The sequence below is a fragment of the Blastococcus sp. TF02A-26 genome (genome assembly GCF_003319125.1).
Taxonomy (GTDB): Bacteria; Actinomycetota; Actinomycetes; order Mycobacteriales; family Geodermatophilaceae; genus Trujillonella.
Genome location: NZ_QOHG01000006.1, coordinates 88,019 through 108,220, shown reverse-complemented (window position 1 = coordinate 108,220; position 20,202 = coordinate 88,019). Strand labels below are relative to the sequence as shown.

Genomic DNA, 20,202 nt, shown 5'->3' with positions numbered 1-20,202 from the left:
CATGCACTAGCCCCAGTCCCCGACGTTGAGGCGCCGTTGGACTGGTCGGCGATCGAGTCAGGTCCCTCCATCCTGCCGGAGCAGGCTCGGGCCAGCGAGGAGCCTGTCGCGCCCTTCGATGCCGACGAGTGGCCCCTGGCGGCGCTTGCTCACGGGGGTAAGGCGGTCACCCTCGTCTGGCACGACAGGCGCGTCGAGGCCAAGGCCAAGGCGCGGGAGGCGACTCCCGTCACGTGGCCGGAGCACCTCCTCCGCCAGTTCAAGCGGGCGGCCTGGCTACTGATCAACAAGCCGACGCCACATTCGCTGATGGGCGCAAGCAAGTCCAAGCGCCGTCCCCATACGGCCCCGGTGTCTATTCAGGCGATCGCGTACAGGTGGCGACCCTTTGCCGCGTGGCTCGACAAGGAAGGGGTCAGTTCGCTCGATGCAGTGACGACGGATCTGCTCGACCTCTACCTCGAATGGCTGCAAGCGCCGGGTCGAGGATTGGCACCGCGCACCGTGGACCAGTATCGACGTTCGCTTATCGACCTGTGGGCACGGGGTCCCATGCTCCCGGAAGGCGACCGGATCGAGGAGCCGTCGTGGAGCGACAACGGTCGACTTCGTACAACGGGCACACGAACGGCAGCGGAGAACAGCACGCTGATCGTTTCTCCCTCGACCATGGAACCGCTGCTGGCCTGGATTCTAACGATGCTCGATCTGGCCCCAGACATCATTGGCGCCGGTGACGAGTATGTGAGCATGATGCGTCGCGGAGAAGGTGAGAGCGAAGGAGCCACCCGACGCCTACGCAGAGATGCGTCGGCCACCGACTTTGCCCGGCAAATCATTCGCGCGGAGTATCCGCCGGGAACTCCGGTGCCAGGCTCGACAGACTGGCGCACGCCTACGCTGCCCGACTTTCCTGCATCCTATCTCGCGGCCGCTCACGGGCGAGGCCGTCTCGACCGCCTGCACGTCCGCTGGGCCATGGCAAAGGAGCGACCCGACTGGCGCAATGCACTCGACGACGCCATCCCGTTGCCCATGACGATGAACCCCCAAGGGCGAATCGCAGACCAAACCTGGCGCGAACACATCGACTACCGGGAAGTGCCCGCACTCATCACCCATCTGCGGACCGCCAGCCTGCTCGCCATCACGTACTTGAGCGGGATGCGCGGGCAGGAATCCCGGCAACTTAAGACCGGCTGTGGAGTAGAGGTGCCCGCTGCCGACGGCGCCGCTGATTACGCAATCAGAGGTCGCATTTGGAAAGGCGTGGTGGATAAGGATGGTCGCCAAGACCCAGAGGGGCGTCCGCATACGTGGGTGACAGTCAAGCCTGGATACGACGCCCTCAGTATCGCCGAGCGCATCCGAACCTGGACGCGCTACGCAGCAGAGACGGATTACCTCTTCTCCACAGGACCCAGCGGCGGCGCTATCACACCCACCACGGCGGCTGACTGGATCGACGAGTTCGTTGGCTGGGCCAACGCACAGGTGGACGCCCTAGGACTGCCGGAGCAACTCCGCATCCCCGACTGCATTGGCGGACCGGTGCGGCTCGCTCGTCTGCGACGAACGCTTGCCTGGCACATTCGGCACCGACCGGACGGCCATGTCGCTCTCGCTATTCAGTACGGCCACGTCAACCCAGCCGGATTCCTCGACACTGAGACGGGCGAGGGATACAGCGGGCGGAAAGCGTCCGGACTGGCCGACGTGCTCGATGAAGAAACCCGTTCGGCGTTGGGGTCGGCGACCGCTTTCGCGCGCGACGAAGTGATGGCCGGAGGTGGAGTGTCGGGTTTGGGTGCGGAACGTGCCCTCGACATCGCCCGAGGCACCCCAATGGGCAAGTTGTCGGCCCGTGAGGAGAAGGAACTCCTGAAGGAGAAGGATCGTGGGGTCTTCTTCAATCCGAGAGCGTTCGCGCTCTGCATCAACGATCCGGACAAGGCGGCGTGCCGAAAGGACATGGAGCCTGGACCACCGCTCGCGTATCGATGCGTCGGCAAGAAGTGCGCGAACATGGTCCGCACCGACGCGACAGTCCAAGAGATGGCGTCCGAGGCCGTCCGCCTTCGGAATGAAGCGGACTTCTCACCCGGACCGCTGGCTGATCGTCTCATCGGTCACGCGGAAGAGCACGAGCGTGACGTTGAAGAGCACGTCCGAACCCGCCGCACGCTGACCCGGCCTGCCGGAGAGGAAAGCGCGGAGGAATGAGCGAGCAGGTGGGTGTTGGTGCCGTGGCGGTGCCGCCGACCCTGGACGAGATCCGGCGGGAGAAGAGCGCGTCCCGCGTCGCGGTGCTCAACGCGATGGTGCGGATGCTGAGCGGCGAACCGGTTCGCGTGCCTAAAGGACGCTTGAGCGTGGCATCTCTGGCGGTCGAGGCCCAGGTCAACCGGAACCAACTGACCAAAGGCGGCTTACGGGATCTCGGTGAGCGGTTCGCAGCACTCATCGAGGCGCAGTCTCAGCCGACAACCGCCCATGAGATCAGGCTGACCGAAGAACTCGACCGCCTCAAGAACAAGCATCGGGAACTGACTGAGGTGCACGTGCGGACGGTGGCAGAGAGGGATGAATGGAAGAGGGGCACCACCTCGCTGGCCAGAATGGTGCAGGTTCTGGAGAAGGAGAACGCCGACCTCCGCACCCGCAACGAGGCCCTGCGCCGCAGCAACGAGGCGATGCGGAGACAGGCCGGTCGACGACGACTGGAGAGCGTGCCGCCTACGCCGGTCGAGTGAACCGTTCAGGGTGTTACCAATGCGAATGGGCACCCGAGTCACGTCGACTCGGGTGCCCATTCGGTTGGTGCTTCCTGGATCAGAAGTCGTTCTGCAACTCGTAGGTGAACGTGGCCGGGTCCACACCGGACAGATCGTCCGTGGCGATGAACTGCACGGTCTGAGTGCTTCCGCCCTCAACGTCGTTGACGAAGCCGTTGGCCGCAGCGACCACCTCGCCGTTGCTGAACACGGTCAGCGTGAATGCACCGGACCGGGTGCCACCCTCATTGTTGGTGAGGCGGGCCGTGATGGTCGTGCCGAAGGACTGGGCGTCCACGGAGATGCTGCTGGCGGTCCAGCCGTCGTCGGACAGCGGGTCATCGGCCGGGGCGGGCGCCGCTTCCTCAGCGGGGGCCTCAGGCGCGGAGGACTCAACTCCTCCGGTGCTGGGGGTTGCGCCCGTCTCACCGTCGTCGCTTCCGCCCGACTGCGTCGCGATGATGATCACCACGATCACGACAATCAGCCAGAACCACCACTTCTTGTAGAAGGGCTTCTTCGCCGGTGCCTGGGTCTGCGCTGCTTGAGCCATCTCTGCTTTCCTCACCGTTGGACCATCCGTGGTTCGAGTCTCGGGCAGAGACGACGCACGGAATGTCCGCCCCCGAAGTTCCCCGTTTGCTCGCTGGGGGCGATAGTCCCACAAGGGTGCGTGGGGGACTCGGCAGTGGCGCGAAGTTCCGAGGCTCGGCGGCTCAGAAACCACAACCGGCCAATCGGACACCACTGACCCCGTGCTGCTCGGCTCCCGGGAACTTCGGTCTGACGCGGCTCCCGAAGGGGCACTCCTCCGGGGTGGCGGCGCCTGCGGTGGGCATGTTGGCGGCGCAGCAGGGGAACAGGTCCGAACCGTCGCTGGAAGCTGTGCGACGACCGGCGGACGCTGCTGTGGCTGGCCAACCAGCGGGCCGTCGAGTTCCACGTCCCGTTCCTGCCGGCCGGGTCGTCGCAGCCCACCGGCCTGGTGCTCGACCTCGACCCGCCCGAGGGTGCGGACTTCTCCGTCGTCGTGGCCGCCGCCGAGCTCGTCCGCCGGGCGCTGGCCGACACCGGCCTGTCGTGCGCGGTCAAGACCAGCGGCTCCAAGGGCGTGCACGTCGTCGTGCCGATCCGGGACGCGGACCCGTCCGACGCGGCGGCGGCCACCCGTGCGCTCGCCGCGCGGGCGGCGGCGCTGGACCCGACCGTGGCCACCACCGCCTACATCAAGGAGGACCGGCACGGACTGGTCTTCGTCGACTCCACCCGCTCGGGGACGGCGACCATCGTGGCCGCCTACAGCCCGCGGATCCGGCCGGGGCTGCCGGTGTCCGCCCCGGTCGCCTGGGACGAGCTGCCCGCAGCCGCCCCCGGCCGGGTCACGGTGCGGACGGCGGGGGAGCTGCTCGGTGCCGGTGACCCGTGGGCGGCCGCGCTCCCCGAGCCGCAGCCGCTCCCGGCCGAGCTCGTGGCGGAGGGGCACACCATCCCCGTCGCGCGGGTCGCGGCGATGCACGAGGGCCGGCGCCGTGCCCGTGCCCGGCGCGCGAGCGAGGACGGTCCGCCGGCGTGAAGGTGCGCATCGGCCTGGGGCTCGGCCCGATGGCGGAGTCGGAGGACCTGACCGCTCTCGTCGACCGGCTGGAGGAGGCCGGGGTCGACTCGCTCTGGTTCTCCGAGCAGGTCACCGCGCCGGTCGTCGACCCGGTGGTGGGGCTCGCCCACGCCGCGTCCCGGACCCGGCGGCTCAAGCTGGGCACGGGCGTGAGCGTCCTGCCCGGTCGCCACCCGGTGCGGGTGGCCAAGCAACTGGCCTCGCTGGCCTGGCTGGCACCCCGGCGGATCCTCCCGGTGTTCGGGCTCCAGCCGGCGCGCGAGGCCGAGCGGGCCTTCTTCCCGGTCCCGGCCGGCCGGCGGGGCGCGGTGCTCGACGAGTCCCTGACCCTCGTGCGGCTGCTGCTCGGCGAGCCCCGCGTGACCTTCCGCGGCGAGTTCTTCTCGGTCGAGGACGCCTCGGTGGGGTTCCGCCTCGAGCGGCCGCTGGACCTGTGGCTGGGCGGCTCGGCCCCGGCGGGCCTGCGCCGCGTGGGCCGGCTGGCCGACGGGTGGCTCGGCAGCTTCCTGACCCCGGAGGAGGCCCACGACGCGATCCAGGTCATCCGGGACGCCGCCACCGAGGCCGGGCGCGCGGTCGACGAGGACCACTACGGCATGAGCCTGCCGGTCGCCCTGACCGCTCCGGACGAACGGCTGCTCGCGACCGTCGCGGCCCGGCGGCCCGGCACCGACCCCCGGGTGCTCGTGCCGCAGGGCTGGGACGAGCTGCGCCGGGTCGTCTCCGAGCACGTCGCGGCCGGCGTGAGCAAGTTCGTCGTGCGGCCGGCGGCGCCCCCGGAGTCGTGGGAGCGCTTCGTGGCCGGGTTCTGCGCGGAGCTGCTGCCGCTGCAGACACAGGGGTAGGACGGTCCGGGACGTCGTCCCCAGGACGGACCGCCGTCCACAGCCGGGCCGGCGGTCGCCCGCGCCACGTCGGGCCCGGCGGACAGGCTGCGGCCATGTCCCTCGACCCGCAGACCACCGCCTGGCTCGACCAGGAGGACGCCCGCCTCGCCGCCGTCATCCGCGAGCACCGCTGGGCGGTGCAGTACGTCGGCCCCGGCGAGGAGCCGGGCCAACCCGCCTTCGCCTACACGATCGGCCTGTTCGGCCTGGGCCACCCCGAGCTCGTGGTGGTGGGCGTGGGCGCCGAGGCGGCGCACGCGATGCTCCAGTGGGGAGCCGGGCTGGTCGGCGGCGGCCGCGACCTGGTGCCCGGCGAGGTGCTGGCGCACGAGGACGGCACGCGGGAGCTGGTGGTCGAGGTCTGCCCCAACCCCGGCGACGTCGTCCTCGGCGCCAACCGCTGGTACGCCCGGCCACCCGAGCACTCGGTGCCGGCCTACCAGCTCGCCTGGCCGCACCGCGACGGCCGCTACCCCTGGGACGACGACTACCCCTGCCCACCCACCTGCCAGCCGCGACCCGGGACCTGGGCCGCCTGACCCCCGACCCGGACCGCCGAGAGCGCGACACGCCCGGCTGAAACATCCGGCGAAAATGTTCCAAGAAGCCGTTGAGCCACCGTGATGGAGCCGTTACGTTTCGTCCACGCAGCGGCGTGACGCAGACCACACAGCAGGCCGGCGCCGGTGCGACTCCTTCCCTCCTCCGCGGGCGTTGTCGCGTGCCGCGGGCTCGACGAAAGGACACCTGTGCGCACACGACGTCTCCTGGCGGGCGCGCTCATGGCGCTCGTCATGGCACTGGCCACCCTGCTCGCCGGCGTGTCACCGGCCAGTGCCGACGAGTCCTGGTGGCGGGGGCCGGCACCCACGCAGGCCAGCATCACCGCGACCACCGGCCCGTTCGCCACCGCCTCGACCACGGTGTCGGACTTCTCGACGCCGGGCTTCGGCGCGGCGACGATCTACTACCCGACGACCACCACCGCGGGGACCTTCGGCGGGGTCGCCGTCTCGCCCGGCTACACCGCCGGCCGGGAGACCGTCGCCTGGCTGGGTCCGCGGCTGGCCTCGCAGGGCTTCGTCGTGATCGTGTTCGACACGAACTCCCGCTACGACCAGCCCGCCGCCCGGGGTGACCAGCTGCTGGCCGCCCTGGACTACCTGACCGGCTCCAGCTCCGTCCGCAGCCGGGTCGACGCCGGCCGCCTCGCCGTCATCGGCCACTCCATGGGTGGTGGCGGCACGCTCGAGGCAGCGAAGGACCGGCCCTCCCTGCGGGCGGCCGTCCCGCTGACCGGCTGGAACACCGACAAGACGTGGCCGGAGGTCCGGACGCCCACCCTGGTCATCGGCGCCGAGCAGGACAGCGTGGCCCCGGTCAGCAGCCACTCGATCCCGTTCTACAACAGCCTGACCAACTCGGGTGAGCGGGCCTACCTCGAGCTGAACGACGCGAGCCACTTCGCGCCCAACAGCCCGAACACGGTGATCGCGGCCAACACGATCGCCTGGCTCAAGCGCTTCGTCGACACCGACACCCGGTACTCGCAGTTCATCTGCCCGGGCCCGTCGGTCTCCACCTTCGGGAGCGTCTCGGCCTACCGGAACACCTGCCCGGTCTGACGACCGGCGGGCCCTGCGGGTCCTGACGGAGGGCGGCCGCCGTGCGTGCACGGTGGCCGCCCTCGCGCTCGCGGTCGGACCGGCGCGCAGATGGGGCTGCTCCGGGCCCCGGGCGCCCTACGCTCGGCCCGTGATCGCACCCCCGGAAGAGGTCATCCGCCGGGCGGCGCGCACCCTCCTCGACGGCGAGCGGCTCGACATGGCGACGCTCGCCGCACGGCTCGGCATCTCGCGGGTCACGTTGTTCCGGCGGGTCGGCAGCCGCGACGCCGTCCTCGGCGAGGCGATGTGGTGGCTGGCCGAGCGGACCCTGCGACGCGCCGCGGAGGTCCACGACGCGCGGCCGGTCGGCGCCGAGCCGCCCGGCCGGTTGCGCAGCCTGTCGATCGCCGAGGACTTCCGGAACGTGCTCAGCACGGCGCCTTCGCTGCGGCGGTTCCTCGACGACGAGCCCACCACCGCGCTGCGGGTGCTCACCGACCCGCGCGGCCGCGTCCAGCCCCGGCTGGTCGAGGCCTACACCGCGCTGTTCGAGCGGGACGTCGAGGCGCTCGGCTCGGTCCCCGACGTGCCGATCCCCCTGCTGTCCTACGCCGTGGTGCGGCTGGGGGAGTCGTTCCTCTACTCCGACGTCATGGTCTCCCGCGAGCCCGACCTCAAGGCCGCGACCACCGTGGTGGACGCGCTGGTGACCGGCGTGTTCCGGTCCCCGCGCTGAGCCGCTCCCGGCCGGGCGTCAGCCCAGGCCGAGGTCCCGGCGGAGCTTGGCCACGTGCCCGGTGGCCTTGACGTTGTAGGCGGCCTTCTCGATCCGGCCCTCGGCGTCGATGACGAAGGTCGACCGGATGACCCCGATGACCTCCTTGCCGTACAGCTTCTTGGGCCCGAAGGCGCCGTAGGCGGTGAGCACCGACTTGTCGACGTCGGAGACCAGCGTGATGCCCAGCTGCTCCTTCTCCCGGAAGCGCAGCAGCTTGGCCGGCGGGTCGGGGGAGATGCCGATGATGTCCAGCCCCGCCTCGGCGAGCTCGCCGGCCGCCGCGGTGAAGTCGACCGCCTGCGTGGTGCAGCCCGGGGTCAGCGCCGCCGGGTAGCAGTAGACGATCACCCGCCGGCCACGGTGCGCCGACAGCGCGACGGGGTTGCCGTCGGCGTCGGGCAGCGTGAAGTCCGGTGCCGGGTCACCGGGTGAGAGGCGGACGGGGGCTGCGTCCGGGGCGGCGGCGGTGTCGGTCATGTCCGGCATCCTGCCGTGCCCGGCCGACCGGATCCACGCCGGTGGGTGCCGGCGCGACCGGTCAGCCGCGCAGGAAGGAGAGGCGGACGTGGCGCTGCGGGTTGTCCCCGTTCGGGTCGACCAGGCAGATCCGCTGCCAGGTGCCGAGCTGGAGGCGTCCCTCCAGCACCGGGACCGTCGCGTGCGGCGGCACGAACGCCGGCAGGACGTGGTCGCGCCCGTGGCCGGGGCTGCCGTGCTTGTGCCGCCAGCGGTCGTCGGGCGGCAGCAGCACGTCGAGCTGGGCCAGCAGGTCGGGGTCGCTGCCGGAGCCGGTCTCGATGATCGCGACGCCCGCGGTCGCGTGCGGGACGAACACCTGCAGCAGGCCGTCGGCCTCGGAGGCGACGAACGCCGCGCACTCGTCGGTCAGGTCGACGACGGCGGGCGCGCCGCCGGTCCGGACGGATCGCAGCTCGGATCGCATGGGGTGATCCTGCCGGGAACCGGGACCGGCGGCGCGCAGGCGCTCAGCTGACGTGCGCCCAGACGACGGCGCCCACGCCGATCACCAGGCCGGCGGTGCCGACGGCGATGGTGGCGACCTGCGGCAGGTGGCGGCGGAAGACGGTCGCGATACCGCCGAAGAACAGCGACAGGGCCAGGAAGACGGTGGCCAGGTCGAACTTGTCGCCCTGGTCGTCGTTGGCGGTGGCCTCCTGGTAGACGCGGTCGGCCTCCTCGCTGAGCTCGTTCCCCTCGGCCCACTCCTCCAGGGCGTAGGGGGAGCCGGCGTCGGCGTCGAACGGGTCGGTCACCTCGTCGCCGGTGGTGTCGTACCAGTCGACGGTCTCCTCGAGGTTCTCGGAGAAGAAGTTGTCGCGCAGCGCGTCGGCCGTCGCCTCGTCGCCGGTCAGCCGCAGCTCGGCGTACTGGAGGAACAGCGTCCGGTCGTAGTTGTACTGGCCGGTCGCATCGCCGTAGACGTCGGCGGCCTGGCTGGTCAGCGTGTTCGCCTGCGCGTAGCCGGCGATCGCGTCCCCGCCGTACATCGCCGCCCAGTAGGCGCTCCACGCGGTCGCGACCGCGGCCAGGCCCAGGAGGATCGCGGAGGCGAACTCCATCCGGCGGCTGGACGGCTCCTCCGGGGCGTCGGCGGTCAGGTCGGCGTGCTGGGCCATGGGGGTGTGTCCTCGCAGGTCAGGTGGCAGGCGGGATGGGGCTCGCGGAGCGTAGGGGCTGGGAGGCCCGCGCGTGGCCGTTCGCGTCGTCCCTCGTGGCGAGGTGCGCACTACTGTCGACTCACGTGACTCCCGCCTCGCAGACCCCACCGCAGACGCCCCGCCCCGACGGCCGCACGGCCGACCAGCTGCGTCCGGTCACGATCACCCGGAACTGGCTCGACCACGCCGAGGGCTCGGTGCTGGTCGAGTTCGGCCGCACCCGGGTGCTCTGCGCCGCCAGCGTCACCGAGGGGGTGCCGCGCTGGCGCAAGGGCTCGGGCCTGGGCTGGGTGACCGCCGAGTACGCGATGCTGCCGCGCGCCACGCACACCCGCGGTGACCGCGAGTCGGTCAAGGGCCGGGTCGGCGGGCGCACGCACGAGATCAGCCGGCTGATCGGCCGCTCGCTGCGGGCCTCGATCGACCTCGGCGCGCTCGGGGAGAACAGCATCGCGCTCGACTGTGACGTCCTGCAGGCCGACGGCGGCACCCGGACCGCGGCGATCACCGGGGCCTACGTGGCGCTCGCCGACGCCGTCTCCTGGCTGGGCGAGCGCGGGAAGCTGGCCAAGGCGACGCCGCTGGTGCAGTCGGTCGCCGCCGTCAGCGTCGGGGTGATCGACGGCGAGCCGCGGCTGGACCTCGCCTACGAGGAGGACGTCCGGGCCGGCACGGACATGAACGTCGTCTGCACCGGCGACGGCGGCTTCGTCGAGGTCCAGGGGACGGCGGAGGGGGCGGTGTTCGACCGCCCGACGCTCGACGCCCTGCTGGACCTGGCCGTGGCCGGCTGCGCGGAGCTCACCGCGATCCAGCAGCGGGCGCTGTCGGCATGACGACGCGGCTGGTCCTCGCCACCCGGAACGCGGGCAAGCTCGCCGAGCTGCAGCGGCTGCTGGCCGGGGCCGTACCGGGCGTGACCGTCGTCGGCCTGCGCGACGTCCCGGAGTACCCGGAGGCGCCGGAGACCGGCGCGACGTTCGCGGAGAACGCGCTGCTCAAGGCGCACGAGGCGGTCCGGTACACCGGTCTGCCCGCGGTGGCCGACGACTCGGGGATCACCGTCGACGCGCTCAACGGGATGCCCGGCATCCTCTCGGCGCGCTGGTCGGGGCGGCACGGCGACGACCCCGCCAACACCGCGCTGCTGCTCGCCCAGATCGCCGACGTGCCCGACGAGCGGCGCGGGGCGGCGTTCGTCTGCGCCGCCGCCCTGGTCACGCCGGACGGCGGGGAGTGGGTGCTCGAGCGGGAGTGGCGCGGACGCGTCGTCCGCGAGCCGCGCGGGACGAACGGCTTCGGCTACGACCCGGTCTTCGTCCCGGACGGCCTGGAGCTCACCTCCGCCGAGCTCTCACCCGGGGAGAAGGACGCGAGGAGCCACCGGGCGCAGGCCTTCGCGGCCCTGGTCCCGGTGGTCGCCGAGGCGCTCGGGGGACGCTGAACCGCAGCAACCGGGTCGCCGGTCAGCCGGCGGCGGGCGCGACGCCCAGCCAGTCGAACGGATCGGTCCCGGCGGGCTCGGCGGCGGCGTGCCGGCCGATCCGCATCCAGGCCGCGCGGAAGTCGGCCGGCGAGGCCCAGCGGGGCTCGTCGGCGGACTCGGGCGCGCGGTGCCGGCCGGTGGTGGACGGGCGCGGGAGAGCGGTGGTCATGGCCCCCATGTCGGCAGCCGCCACCCGGGGGAGCAGCGCACGGACGGCCCGGCCGACCCGAAGGGGTGACCCGCGGGGAGGAGCCGGCCGTCCCGTGCGGGTGACCGGTGTCCCCGGATCGGGCGGCTCCCCGGCTCTCCGGTCACGCCCGGTGACCCCGATCGCCTTGGATCAGCCGGTGCCGTCCCTGCTCCGCAAGCTGCTCGCCTCCCTCGCCGTGGTCGGCGCCGCCGCCGCCCTGCCGGTCGTCGCGGCGGTCGGGTCGTTCAGCGACGACGCCGACCCCTTCCCCACCTTGGTGGAGGGCACGGCCGCAGAGCACTGACCCGGTGAGGCGTGCCGGAGCGCCCCGCGGGGCACCGTCGACGCCGTGCAGGTCCTCGTGGAGTCGGTCGCCCAGCTGTGGTTCGACGACGGGACGCCGGTGACCGCCGCGTCCGGGATCGCTCCGCTCGGCGACGGCTGGCTGGTCGTCCAGGACGACGCGACCTCCGCCGCCTGGCGTCGCGGCACCACGGTCACCCCGGTGCGGCTCCTGCCGGCGGTGGAGGGGCTGGACCGCTTCAGCGAGGCCGCGGGCACCAAGCACCTCAAGCCCGACCTGGAGGTCGCCTGTCCGGCCGAGGTCGACGGTGCCCCGGCGGTACTGGCGCTGGGCTCCGGCTCGTCGGCGCGCCGCATGCGGGGTGTGCTGGTGCGGCTGGACGGCGGGACGCCGGTCCCGCACGCCGCGGACCTCGCCCCGCTCTACGCGCGGGTCGCCGCGGTTCTCGGGGTGCCGCCGGACCAGCTGAACCTCGAGGGCGGCAGCCGGCACGGGGACACCGTGCGCTGGTTCCAGCGCGGCAACCTGGCCGCGGGCGTGCCCTCGGCCAGCGTCGACCTGCCGCTGGAGGCACTGGTCCGGGCCGTGCTCGGGACGGTCGACCCGGCCTCGGTCCCGGTGGGCGCTCTGCGCCGCTACGACCTGGGCGAGGTCGCGGGGGTCGGGCTGGCGGTCACCGACGCCGTCGCCCTCCCGGACGGCCGCACCCTGCTCAGCGCGGCCGCGGAGGACACGCCCAACGCCGTCGACGACGGCCCGGTGGTCGCCACCGCCCTCGCGCTGGTGGACGGCGACCGGCTGCTGGACGTGACCCCGCTGCCGACCCCGGGCGGACGGGTGCACAAGGTCGAGGGCCTGGCGCTGCGCGAGGTGGCCGGCGACGAGGTCACACTGCTCGCCGTGGTGGACGACGACGACCCCGCCGTCCCCTCGACGGAGCTCGGCGTGCGCATCCTGCTGGGCTGAAGCCCGCCGGTCAGGGGGCGACCGCGTCGGCGGCTCCACCCGCGGCGTCCGGCGACGGGTCGGAGGCTCCCTGCGTCGTCTGCGGCGCGCTCGTGCTGGGACGCGGCGCCGAGGACGTCGAGGGGCTGGTGCTCTCCGCCGTCGACCGCGGGGTGGTGGTCGGCGCCGTCGTCTCCGTGCTCCCGGTCGGGCCGGCCGTGCTCTCCGCCGGGGCCTCGGACCCCGGTGCGTCCGAGGTCGTCGAGGGCGCGGGTGTCGTCGACGGGGTCGCCGGGGAGTCCTCCCGGGTGGTCGAGCCGCCGGTCAGCTCGCCGAGCGTCGTGGCGGAGGAGGCCTCCTCGGCCCCGACCAGCGCGGACACCGGCTGCTGGCCGACGACCTCGATGCCGGTGACGATCGCCATCGCCAGGCCGAAGACCGCCACGGCGTAGCCGGCCACCCGCGGCCAGCGCGGGCCGCGGCGGACCGCCGGTGCGCGCCGCGGGTCCAGCGCCGCGGGCAGGACCCGGGTGGCCGGCGGCTCGGCCGGTGTCGGCTGCTCGCCGGACCGCGTGCGGGGGACGACGGTCACCAGCTGGGACCGGACCCGGCGCAGCTGCTCGTTGGTCCGGCTCAGCGAGTTCGTGTACAGGGCGGCGGAGACGGTGCTGATGACGCTCGCGAGCGCAGCGCCGATGAGCGTGCCGGCGACCCCGAAGAACGAGGCCACCACGGCGGCCGAGACCGAGGCCAGCGCGCCGGCGGCGATCTGCACGGCGCTCAGCTGGCTCTTCTTCGGCTCCTCGGCCGGGGTGTCGTCGGGGCGGGCAGGTGGCTCGGTGCGGGGGGAGGACATGGGCTCCGAGGGGAGTCGGTGCGGTTCAGGGGCTCCCCGCCACGTTACGACGGCGGCCGGTCGCGCACCCGTCGGCGGAGGCGCCGCCGTCGCCCTCACCTGCGAAAAGACACGGACGTGATCTGGCCTACCCCGGTGCGTCGCGCAGGTGGGCGTGTCGGCTCAGCCGGCGAGCTCGCGCAGGGTGGTGAGGGACGCCAGCCGGGCCGCGTGGTCCTCCCCGAGCGGGGTGGCGTTCAGCGTCGTCGCCCCGGCCGCGCGGAAGGCGGCCACCCGTTCGGCCACGTACCCCTGCGGCCCGACGAGGGAGACGCCGCGGACGAGGGCCTCGGGCAGCGCGGCGGCCGCCTGCTGCGGGCGGCCGGCCAGGTAGGCGTCCTGGACCTCCGCGGCCTCCTCGGCGAACCCGTACCGGACGGCGAGGTCGTTGTAGAAGTTCCGCCCGCGGGCGCCCATGCCGCCGATGTACAGGGCCAGGTGCCGGCGGACCCGCCGGAGCGCGCGCTCGGCGGCGTCGGCGTCCTCGGTGACCAGCAGGTGGGTGTCGGCGACGACGTCCAGCGGCTCGAGGGAGGCGTCCCGCCGGGCGGCGCCGTCGGCCAGCGGTCCGCCGAAGGCGTCGGCCGCCCGCTCGGGCAGGTAGAAGATCGGCTCCCAGGCCTCGAACAGCTCGGCCGCGAGCGCGACGTTCTTCGGCCCGAGCGCGGCGAGCATCAGCGGGATCCGCCGGTCCCGCCACTCCCGGCGGCAGGTCTCGACGACCTCCCGGGTGCGGGTCAGCGGGGCGGTGTAGGGCACCCCGTGGAAGCCCTCGACCACCTGCGGGCCCGAGGCGCCGAGGCCGAGGGTGAACCGGCCGCCGGAGACGTGGTCGAGGCCGGCCGCGGTCATGGCCAGCAGCGCGGGGGTGCGGGAGTAGACGTTGAGGATCCCGGCGGCCAGCCGCAGCGTCGTCGTCCGCGCGGCCAGGAAGCCGAGCTGGCTGACCGCGTCGAACGACCAGGCCTCGGGCACGAACACCACGTCGAGACCGGCGGCCTCGAACTCGCCGATGACCGCCGCCGCCTCCCGGAAACCGCCGCTGTAGGACAGCGGCATCCCGATCCTCATCGCCCGGTCCAGTGCGGCGGACGCTTCTCCAGGAAGGCCCGCACGCCCTCCTCCGCGTCCGCCGACCCCGCGATCGCGTGCGCGGCCTCGCGGGTCAGGTCCCAGTGCAGCCGCTCGCCGGGGCGCTCGCCGTCGCGCAGGCCCAGGGCGATGCGCTTGCTGGCGCGCACCGCGAGCGGGGCGTTGGCCGCGATCCGCCCGGCGAGCTCGAGAGCGGTGTCCATCAGCTGGTCGCCGGGGACGACCCGGTTGACCAGGTGCAGCTCCAGCGCCCGGGCCGCGGTGATCGGCTCGCCGGTGAGCACGAGCTCCATGCCGATCCGCTGCGGGAGCTGGGCCAGCGCGCGGAACGGGCCGCCGTCGGCGGCGACCATCCCGACCTTGACCTCCGGGAGCCCGATCACGGCGTGCTCGGCGGCGACGGCGAGGTCGCAGGAGAGCAGCAGCTCCGCGCCCCCGCCCATCGCGGCGCCGTTGACCGCGGCGATGGTGGGCGTGCTGATCGGGTGCCGCACCCAGCCGGCGAAGCCCCAGTGCTCGAAGCCCGGCGGGAGCACCGTCTCCCCGCGGGCGGTGGCCTTGAGGTCGGCGCCGGCGGAGAAGGCCTGGTCGCCGGCGCCGGTGACCACCACGACCCGGACGTCGGGGTCGGCGTCGACCTCGTCGAGCAGCCGACCGATGGTCATGTGCACCTCGCCGTCGACGGCGTTGCGCACCTCCGGCCGGTTGATGGTCACGACCAGCACGTGCCCGCGGCGCTCGACGAGCACCTTGGGGGCGGTCACCGGCCGGTGAACCGGGGCTCGCGACGCTCGGCGAAGGCCCGCATCGCCTCCTGTGCGTCGCTGCCGATGCCCAGCCCCAGCAGCGTCACCTCCGCCTTGGCCACCTGCTCCATCGTCTGCTCCAGCGCGTCGTTGACCTGGCCCTTCACGTGACCGATGCCGATGCTCGGGCCGGCCGCCAGCCGCCGGGCCCAGCTCCCCGCGAGGTCCAGCAGCTCGGCGTCGGGCACGCAGCGGTTGGCCAGACCCCACTCGGCCGCCGTCCGCCCGTCGACCGGGTCGCCGAACAGGGCCATCTCCTTGGCCCGCACCGGGCTCAGCGACCGGGTGAGCAGGTAGGCGGCCGCGCCCTCCAGGGGCAGCCCGCGGTTGACGAAGACCTCGCTGAACCGGGCCGACTCCGCGGCGAGCACGAGGTCGCAGGCCAGCGCCAGGTTGCAGCCGCCGCCGTAGGCCGGTCCGTTCACCGCGGCGACGAACGGCTTCTCGTTCTCCCAGATGGCCCGGGCCAGCCGCCACCAGCCGAAGCGGCGACCGTCCTCGCGGGCGACGTTGGCCAGGGCGCCGCGCTGCCGGTCGGGCGGGATCTCGATGTGCGGCGGCGACGTGAGGTCGGCGCCGGCGCAGAAGGCGGTGCCGTTCCCGGTGACGACGGCGGCGCGGATGTCCGGGTCGGCGCGGACCTCCTCGATCGCGGCGAGCAGGGCGTTGCGCAGCGGGTGGTGGATGGCGTTGCGGACCTGCGGGCGGTCCAGCACGAGCCAGGCGACGCCGTCCTCCACGCGGAACGCCAGGCCGGCGTCGGCCCAGCCGGCGGCGGCATCGGACATCGGCGTCCTCCCTCTATCGAGAGCCTGACGGTAACGACGTCGGGAGCATTGTGTCGATGCATGCCCGTGGACACACTGCGACCGTGACGACACCCTCGGGCAGCGCCCTGGACGGCATCCGCATCCTCGACCTGACGTGGGGGCCGGGCGCCTCGGTCGGGGTCACGATGCTCGCCGAGCACGGGGCCGACGTCGTCAAGGTGGAGCCACCCGGCGGCGACCCGTTCCGCGGCTACCCCGGCAGCGCCGTGTGGCACCGCAGCCGCCGGTCCATCGCGCTCGACCTCACCGACGGCGGCGACGCGGCGGTGTTCGAGGAGCTGCTCGCCGGGGCCGACGTCCTGGTCGAGGGATTCCGGCCCGGTGTCATGGACCGGCTCGGGTTCGGCTTCGCGGCGGTGCACGAGCGGCACCCCGGGCTCGTCTACTGCTCGGTCTCGGCCTGGCCGGTGGGGCACCGCAACGAGCAGCGCGCCGGCTGGGACGCGCTGGTCCAGGCCGCGGGCGGCGCGCAGACCGAGCAGCCGGGGTGGCGCACCGGCCCCGTCTACAACCACGCCCCGACCCCGACGCTCGGGGCGGTCTTCCTCGCGCCGATGGGCATCCTGGCCGCGCTGCACCAGCGGGCCACGACCGGTCGCGGCCAGCACGTGCGGACGTCGCTGCTGCAGGAGTTGTTCCTCTACACGACGCAGATCTGGCAGGACGTCGAGCACTGGGCGCCGGCCTTCCACGACGTGATGGCCAAGACGTACCCGCCCGGGATCCACCAGGGGATGATCTGGCAGACCGCCGACGGGTGGATCCACCTCTCGGTGCTGTCCGGCCTGACGCCGAAGCGGTCGATCGAGGAGATCCTCGGCATCGACCAGCCGCACCCCTACGTGCAGGCGTCGGCTCCGGCCGAGCAGCGCGAGGCGTGGCACGCCGAGCGAGCTGCCGCGTTCGGCACGTGGAAGACCGCAGACCTGGCCGCCGTCCTGCGGGAGAACGACCACGCCTGCGAGCTGATCGTGCCCGCCGAGCAGGCGCTCGCCGAGCCGCACCCGCAGCTGGCGGCCAACGACATGGTCGCCCAGGTCGCCGACCCCGAGCTGGGCGCGACCACCCAGATGGGGGTGCCGATCCACCTGCTGGGCACGCCCGGCGCGATCGTCTCGCCGCGCCCGCGGCTGGACGCCGACGGCGCGGCACTGCGGGCCTGCGGCTGGGGCGCCGAACGGCCGGCCCCGGTCCCCTCGGGCGGGCCCGCGCAGCCGACGGCGCTCGGCGGGCTGCGGCTGGTCGACTTCGGGCAGTACCTCGCCGGCCCGTTCGGCCCGATGCTGCTCGGCGACCTCGGCATGGACGTGGTCAAGATCGAGCCCGTCGGCGGCGACAACATGCGGATGGCACAGGCGCCGTTCAACGGCTGCCAGCGGGGCAAGCGGTCCCTGGCCCTGGACCTGAAGGACCCCCGCGGGCGGGAGATCGCGCTCGAGGTGGTGCGGACCGCCGACGTCGTCCACCACAACATGACCCGGGGTGTCGCCGACCGGATCGGCATCGGCTACGCCGACTGCCGCGCGGTGAACCCGTCGGTCGTCTACTGCAACACCTACGCCTACGGGCTGGCCGACCCGCTCGGCCGCTCCGGCGGGCTGGACCCGCTGTACCAGGCCAGCAGCGGCATCGAGTTCGAGCAGGGCGCGGTGCACCTGGGCCAGCGGCCGCTGTACGTGCGGTTCGGCTTCACCGACCAGGCCAACGCGGTGCTGTCGGTGGTGGGCGTGCTGCTCGCCCTTGCCCACCGGGACCGGACGGGGGAGGGGCAGGAGCTGTGGACGTCGCTGCTGGACGGCGGTGCGGTGTTCGCCTCCGACGCGCTCCTGGTCGACGGCGTCCCGGTCGAGCGGCCGCACCTGGACGCCGGGCTGCACGGCATCGGCCCGGGCTACCGGCTCTACCGCTGCCAGGACGACCAGTACGTGCAGGTGTGCGCCACCACGGGGGTGGAGTGGTCGGCGCTGTGCGTGGCCGTGGGCGCCGACGAGCTCACCGACCGGCGCGACGGTCCGCGCGAGGAGGTCGAGGCGGCTCTGGAGGAGGCGTTCGCCCGGCGCACGTCGTGGAACTGGAAGCGCGCGCTGGACGCCGCCGGGGTGCCGTGCGAGCTGCCGCTGGACACGCAGGGCGGGGTCGCCCCGCTGTACGACGCCGACAACGTCCGGCTCGGGCTGGTCAGCGAGTACGAGCACCCCGTGTACGGCCGCACCCGGCAGTTCGGGAACCTGATCGACTTCTCCGAGACCCCGGGCCGGATCGCCGGGCCGGCGCCGCTGGTCGGGCAGCACACCCGCGAGGTGCTCGACGGCATCGGGCTCTCCCAGCGGGAGATCGACGACCTCGTGGCCGCCGGCGTGGCCTACGAGCCGGGGGAGGACTACCGGGAGCGGTTCGTCAACTGACCGCGCGGCCCCGGCGGCGGACGGGGACGCCGTCGGGGCGCACGTGCACCGGCACGTAACCGGTGCGGCGCTGGAAGTACCGCGTGCCCGGGCTGGTGAGCAGCATCGACCCGCCGACGGCCAGCGTCGTCACGCCGCGGTCGATGAGCCGGCCGGCGAGGTGCGCCTGCAGGGCGTAGCGGGTCACCCGGGCGGCGGGGTGGCCCGAGGCGGTCATCAGGGTGATGAGGCCCGCCCGGCTCTCGTCGACGACGGTCTGCGTCACGGCCACCGGGTCGCCGTCGGCGTCGTAGGCGACCGACCACAGGCGGTCCGCGCTCGGGTCCTGGTGCTCGGGGGCGACGTGGTCGGGGGTGGCGCCGCGCCGGTCCGCGATGGCGACGGCGATCCGGCGCAGCTCCGCGGGGTCGTGCACCGGCGCGCACCGCACGCCCTCGGCCGCGGCGCGCGCGGCGTTGGTCCGCAGCGCCTGGCGGGGTCGTCCCCGGAGGTACTCGGCCGAGGTGCCCGGGAGCTCGAGGACCGCGATCGGCGCCCGGTTGAACGGCAGCCGGCGGTCGGGCCGGAACCAGGCGCGCAGCTCACGACCGGCCGGGGCGTCGCTGAATGACAGCGGGTGGTCGGGCAGCTCGCGCAGCACGGTGCGCACGGCGCTGAGGCCGTCCCGGGAGGCCGCGGCCCGTGCCCGGGCCGTCGGGGTGCCGGCGGTGCGCACGCTCTGCACGTACCCCGCCGCCGTCTCCAGCGCCTCGCCGCACGCCCATTCAGAGCTGCGCCGTTCCGCGACCGCCGTGCCCGCCATGCCGTCCGCCCCCCGCTGCCGCGCGTGACCGCGTTCACGCGCGGCACAGGGAAGCAGCACCGAGTGGTCTCACTCCAGCGACGCGCACCGCCGATGCCGTCCCGCAACTCAGGCCACCCCACCGGCCCCAGGCGCCCCGCGCGCCCCGGCCGGCGGGGCCCTGCGGGGACCTCAGCCGGCGCTCGACGTCGCCGGCACCGCGGCCGGCGCGGGAGAGGGGGTCCAGCCGGGGCCGCGGACCAGTCGGGCGAGCCGGTGGGCCCACCGGCGGTCGCCGCGCATGTCGCGGACGATGGCGACGTACTCGGCCGTGGCGATCCGCAGCGGGTTGTAGCTGCCCACCGGCTTGGTGATGCCGTAGCGCACCGGCTCGACCTCGGGCTCGAAGGTCCCGAACAGCCGGTCGAACACGATCAGGATCCCGCCGTAGTTCTTGTCGAGGTACTGCGGGTTCCGGCCGTGGTGCACCCGGTGGTGGCTGGGCGTGTTGAACACGAACTCGAACGGCCGCGGCAGCCGGTCGATCGCCTCGGTGTGGATCCAGAACTGGTGGAGCAGGTTGATCGAGCTGGCCATCACGTACAGCACCGGGTTCACCCCGAGCAGGATCAGCACCGCGCCGAAGGGCCACTCGGTGAGCGGCGTCCAGGTCTGGCGCAGCGCCGTCGACAGGTTGTAGTGCTCGCTGGAGTGGTGCACCACGTGCGCCGCCCAGAAGAAGCGGATCTCGTGCGACGCGCGGTGGTACCAGTAGTAGAGGAAGTCCTTGCCGACGATCGCGACGAGCCACGCGACCCATCCGGTGCCCAGGTCCAGCGGGGTGGCGTTCCACAGCAGGACGTAGCCGCCGAGGCCCAGGACCGTGGTGATGGCGACCGGGACGACGAGGCTGCCCAGGCCCATGCCGAGGCTGGCCAGGGTGTCCTTGGGCGCGTAGCCCACGCGGGCGCGGCGCTCCGCTTCGTCATCGGCGGCGTCCTGGCGGAGCTCCCGGGTGAGGACGACGGCCTCGACCACCATCAGCAGCACGAAGGCCGGGATGGCGTACAGGATCAGGTCGACCTCGGTCATGTCGGCCAGCGAGCCGCGCAGGTGCTCCACGTGTCG

Annotated in this window: 23 protein-coding genes; 12 read left to right on the top strand and 11 right to left on the bottom strand. The window is 73.4% G+C overall.

Features of this window, described 5'->3' with window-relative positions; translation table 11 throughout:
• Nucleotides 1-36 precede the first annotated feature (36 nt).
• A complete protein-coding gene (locus tag DQ240_RS08680; protein ID WP_147261964.1) occupies nucleotides 37-2,223 on the top strand; it encodes a hypothetical protein in 2,187 nt (728 codons plus the stop codon).
• Complete coding sequence (locus DQ240_RS08675; protein WP_113839233.1) at nucleotides 2,220-2,753, top strand: hypothetical protein; 534 nt, start codon at nucleotides 2,220-2,222, stop codon at nucleotides 2,751-2,753. The genes DQ240_RS08680 and DQ240_RS08675 overlap by 4 nt, the downstream gene beginning before the upstream one ends.
• Nucleotides 2,754-2,832: 79 nt before the next feature.
• On the opposite strand, the gene DQ240_RS08670 is transcribed toward DQ240_RS08675, so the two are convergent.
• Entirely contained in the window at nucleotides 2,833-3,327 is a 495-nt protein-coding gene (locus DQ240_RS08670; protein ID WP_113839232.1) for a hypothetical protein, read from the bottom strand.
• A gap of 273 nt (nucleotides 3,328-3,600) precedes the next feature.
• On the opposite strand from DQ240_RS08670, the gene DQ240_RS08665 reads away from it, so the two are divergent.
• The 5 genes from DQ240_RS08665 (at nucleotide 3,601) to DQ240_RS08645 (ending at nucleotide 7,619) form a co-directional block, all read left to right on the top strand.
• The gene (locus DQ240_RS08665; protein WP_369832003.1) at nucleotides 3,601-4,347 is read left to right on the top strand and encodes an ATP-dependent DNA ligase; all 747 of its coding nucleotides are present in this window, start codon (nucleotides 3,601-3,603) and stop codon (nucleotides 4,345-4,347) included.
• Nucleotides 4,344-5,234, top strand: a complete 891-nt coding sequence (locus tag DQ240_RS08660; RefSeq protein ID WP_113839231.1) for a TIGR03854 family LLM class F420-dependent oxidoreductase — start codon at nucleotides 4,344-4,346, stop codon at nucleotides 5,232-5,234. Before DQ240_RS08665 ends, DQ240_RS08660 begins: the two co-directional genes overlap by 4 nt.
• A gap of 95 nt (nucleotides 5,235-5,329) precedes the next feature.
• A complete protein-coding gene (locus tag DQ240_RS08655; protein ID WP_113839230.1) occupies nucleotides 5,330-5,815 on the top strand; it encodes a DUF4262 domain-containing protein in 486 nt (161 codons plus the stop codon).
• Between the two features lie 210 nt (nucleotides 5,816-6,025).
• Nucleotides 6,026-6,901, top strand: a complete 876-nt coding sequence (locus DQ240_RS08650) for a dienelactone hydrolase family protein (protein ID WP_199589187.1) — start codon at nucleotides 6,026-6,028, stop codon at nucleotides 6,899-6,901.
• Between the two features lie 130 nt (nucleotides 6,902-7,031).
• Nucleotides 7,032-7,619 (top strand): QsdR family transcriptional regulator, encoded by a 588-nt coding sequence (locus DQ240_RS08645; RefSeq protein ID WP_113839356.1) that lies wholly within the window; start codon nucleotides 7,032-7,034, stop codon nucleotides 7,617-7,619.
• 18 nt (nucleotides 7,620-7,637) lie between these two features.
• Here DQ240_RS08645 and bcp read toward each other — a convergent pair whose 3' ends face one another.
• The 3 genes from bcp to DQ240_RS08630 all read right to left on the bottom strand — a co-directional run bounded on the left by bcp (nucleotide 7,638) and on the right by DQ240_RS08630 (nucleotide 9,298).
• Complete coding sequence (gene bcp, locus DQ240_RS08640; RefSeq protein ID WP_113839228.1) at nucleotides 7,638-8,138, bottom strand: thioredoxin-dependent thiol peroxidase; 501 nt, start codon at nucleotides 8,136-8,138, stop codon at nucleotides 7,638-7,640.
• A gap of 61 nt (nucleotides 8,139-8,199) precedes the next feature.
• Nucleotides 8,200-8,604 carry a YjbQ family protein gene (locus DQ240_RS08635; protein ID WP_113839227.1) on the bottom strand — a complete coding sequence of 135 codons (405 nt, stop codon included), beginning with the start codon at nucleotides 8,602-8,604 and terminating at the stop codon, nucleotides 8,200-8,202.
• A 43-nt stretch (nucleotides 8,605-8,647) separates the two neighbouring features.
• Nucleotides 8,648-9,298 (bottom strand): DUF4337 family protein, encoded by a 651-nt coding sequence (locus tag DQ240_RS08630; protein ID WP_113839226.1) that lies wholly within the window; start codon nucleotides 9,296-9,298, stop codon nucleotides 8,648-8,650.
• 125 nt (nucleotides 9,299-9,423) lie between these two features.
• Here DQ240_RS08630 and rph point away from each other — a divergent pair, with 125 nt between their 5' ends.
• Complete coding sequence (rph, locus tag DQ240_RS08625; protein ID WP_113839225.1) at nucleotides 9,424-10,176, top strand: ribonuclease PH; 753 nt, start codon at nucleotides 9,424-9,426, stop codon at nucleotides 10,174-10,176.
• Nucleotides 10,173-10,784, top strand: a complete 612-nt coding sequence (gene rdgB / locus DQ240_RS08620) for an RdgB/HAM1 family non-canonical purine NTP pyrophosphatase (protein WP_113839224.1) — start codon at nucleotides 10,173-10,175, stop codon at nucleotides 10,782-10,784. The genes rph and rdgB overlap by 4 nt, the downstream gene beginning before the upstream one ends.
• A 22-nt stretch (nucleotides 10,785-10,806) precedes the next feature.
• Here rdgB and DQ240_RS08615 read toward each other — a convergent pair whose 3' ends face one another.
• Nucleotides 10,807-10,995, bottom strand: a complete 189-nt coding sequence (locus DQ240_RS08615; RefSeq protein ID WP_113839223.1) for a hypothetical protein — start codon at nucleotides 10,993-10,995, stop codon at nucleotides 10,807-10,809.
• A gap of 178 nt (nucleotides 10,996-11,173) precedes the next feature.
• Here DQ240_RS08615 and DQ240_RS23240 point away from each other — a divergent pair, with 178 nt between their 5' ends.
• The gene (locus DQ240_RS23240; RefSeq protein WP_158548604.1) at nucleotides 11,174-11,320 is read left to right on the top strand and encodes a hypothetical protein; all 147 of its coding nucleotides are present in this window, start codon (nucleotides 11,174-11,176) and stop codon (nucleotides 11,318-11,320) included.
• A gap of 45 nt (nucleotides 11,321-11,365) precedes the next feature.
• Complete coding sequence (locus DQ240_RS08610) at nucleotides 11,366-12,286, top strand: hypothetical protein (RefSeq protein ID WP_113839222.1); 921 nt, start codon at nucleotides 11,366-11,368, stop codon at nucleotides 12,284-12,286.
• Nucleotides 12,287-12,296: 10 nt separating this feature from the next.
• On the opposite strand, the gene DQ240_RS08605 is transcribed toward DQ240_RS08610, so the two are convergent.
• From DQ240_RS08605 to DQ240_RS08590, 4 genes are all read right to left on the bottom strand, one after another.
• The gene (locus DQ240_RS08605) at nucleotides 12,297-13,121 is read right to left on the bottom strand and encodes a hypothetical protein (protein ID WP_113839221.1); all 825 of its coding nucleotides are present in this window, start codon (nucleotides 13,119-13,121) and stop codon (nucleotides 12,297-12,299) included.
• A 162-nt stretch (nucleotides 13,122-13,283) separates the two neighbouring features.
• On the bottom strand, nucleotides 13,284-14,231 hold the full coding sequence (locus tag DQ240_RS08600; RefSeq protein ID WP_113839220.1) for an LLM class flavin-dependent oxidoreductase: 948 nt from the start codon (nucleotides 14,229-14,231) through the stop codon (nucleotides 13,284-13,286).
• Nucleotides 14,228-15,016: an enoyl-CoA hydratase-related protein gene (locus DQ240_RS08595; protein ID WP_199589185.1), complete on the bottom strand. Its 789-nt coding sequence runs from the start codon at nucleotides 15,014-15,016 to the stop codon at nucleotides 14,228-14,230. The genes DQ240_RS08600 and DQ240_RS08595 overlap by 4 nt, the downstream gene beginning before the upstream one ends.
• Nucleotides 15,013-15,846: an enoyl-CoA hydratase/isomerase family protein gene (locus DQ240_RS08590; RefSeq protein ID WP_113839219.1), complete on the bottom strand. Its 834-nt coding sequence runs from the start codon at nucleotides 15,844-15,846 to the stop codon at nucleotides 15,013-15,015. The genes DQ240_RS08595 and DQ240_RS08590 overlap by 4 nt, the downstream gene beginning before the upstream one ends.
• An 83-nt stretch (nucleotides 15,847-15,929) precedes the next feature.
• Between DQ240_RS08590 and DQ240_RS08585 the strand changes: the two genes are divergently transcribed.
• Nucleotides 15,930-18,293 (top strand): CaiB/BaiF CoA-transferase family protein, encoded by a 2,364-nt coding sequence (locus DQ240_RS08585; RefSeq protein ID WP_158548602.1) that lies wholly within the window; start codon nucleotides 15,930-15,932, stop codon nucleotides 18,291-18,293.
• On the opposite strand, the gene DQ240_RS08580 is transcribed toward DQ240_RS08585, so the two are convergent.
• Nucleotides 18,286-19,095, bottom strand: coding sequence for a hypothetical protein (locus tag DQ240_RS08580; protein ID WP_113839217.1), 810 nt, complete (start codon nucleotides 19,093-19,095; stop codon nucleotides 18,286-18,288). The genes DQ240_RS08585 and DQ240_RS08580 overlap by 8 nt on opposite strands.
• Nucleotides 19,096-19,266: 171 nt before the next feature.
• Nucleotides 19,267-20,196: a sterol desaturase family protein gene (locus DQ240_RS08575; RefSeq protein ID WP_199589183.1), complete on the bottom strand. Its 930-nt coding sequence runs from the start codon at nucleotides 20,194-20,196 to the stop codon at nucleotides 19,267-19,269.
• Nucleotides 20,197-20,202 lie beyond the last annotated feature (6 nt).